Source organism: Mesorhizobium salmacidum (SeqCode), from assembly GCF_037179605.1.
In the GTDB taxonomy this organism is placed as follows: Bacteria; Pseudomonadota; Alphaproteobacteria; order Rhizobiales; family Rhizobiaceae; genus Mesorhizobium; species Mesorhizobium salmacidum.
The window spans coordinates 1-885 of record NZ_JAPYKS010000081.1 but is presented as its reverse complement, the minus strand read 5'-3'; the positions used below and the strand labels follow the sequence as shown (position 1 = coordinate 885).

At 62.6% G+C, this 885-nt stretch carries 1 protein-coding gene and 1 pseudogene; both read right to left on the bottom strand.

The window, feature by feature from the left end; translation table 11 throughout:
* Positions 1 to 2: 2 nt before the first annotated feature.
* Positions 3 to 521: an SDR family NAD(P)-dependent oxidoreductase gene (locus O7A60_RS31710; protein WP_337109583.1), complete on the bottom strand. Its 519-nt coding sequence runs from the start codon at positions 519 to 521 to the stop codon at positions 3 to 5.
* A 133-nt stretch (positions 522 to 654) separates the two neighbouring features.
* Positions 655 to 810: pseudogene (locus O7A60_RS32100) on the bottom strand (SDR family NAD(P)-dependent oxidoreductase); the annotation flags it as partial.
* Between the last annotated feature and the right edge of the window lie 75 nt (positions 811 to 885).

Sequence of the window (885 nt, the reverse complement as noted above, 5' to 3'; positions counted from 1 at the left end):
CGTTAGCGATACCGAGACGCGAGTTGGGCGCCGCGACCGGCATCGAACAGGGCGCGATTTGCGTCCGCGACAGCGGAGAGCCTGCCCCCTTCCTCCAATGCCGGGATACAGATCGCGTCACCCTGCCGGAGGTCGGACAGGGATGCCCTAACGACATCGGCCGGCTCCATCACTGGCACATTGGGCCTGAGGACCGGCTTGCCGTCGATGTCATGGAATTCTGTCCTGACGACTGCGGGACAAAGCGCCTGGACGCGAACACCTTTGCCTTGGAGTTCAGCCGCGAGAAGCTCGCTGAACGTCGTGACGAAGGCTTTCGTTGCGGCATAAACCGAGCGCTTCGGCAGGAACGGGAAGTTCAGGCTTCCGCTGAAGCTGAGCAGGGAAGAGAGATTGACGATGGCGCCTTCGCCGCGCGAAATCATCGCAGGAAGAGCCGCATGCGACAAACGCATGACCGCAGTTATCTGCACGGCGACCTCTTCCTCGGCGCGGTCGATCGAGAGGTCGACGAACGGCATGTAGGTCTGGAAACCGGCGTTGTTGACGAGCAGCGATACGTCCCCGGACCGGATCCGGCTCCACCTTGTCGAGGCCTTTCGACAGCGCCAGATCGGCGACGATGATTTCCGCGGAGGCGCCGCCGGCCTCGATCTCGCGGGCTACCGACTCGAGCCGGTCGCGCCGCCGGGCGACGAGCACGACGTCGTACCCGTCGCTGGCCAGGCGCTCGGCAAAAGCTTTGCCGATTCCGGAGGATGCCCCGGTAATGACAGCGACGCCCAAAGAACCCCCGGTGGAATTGTTCATGTCGTCCTCCCAATGTATCGTGACGAGAATTGATCTCCTGTTGTCCAAGATATCGCCCGCGGCCGGTTTTGTACT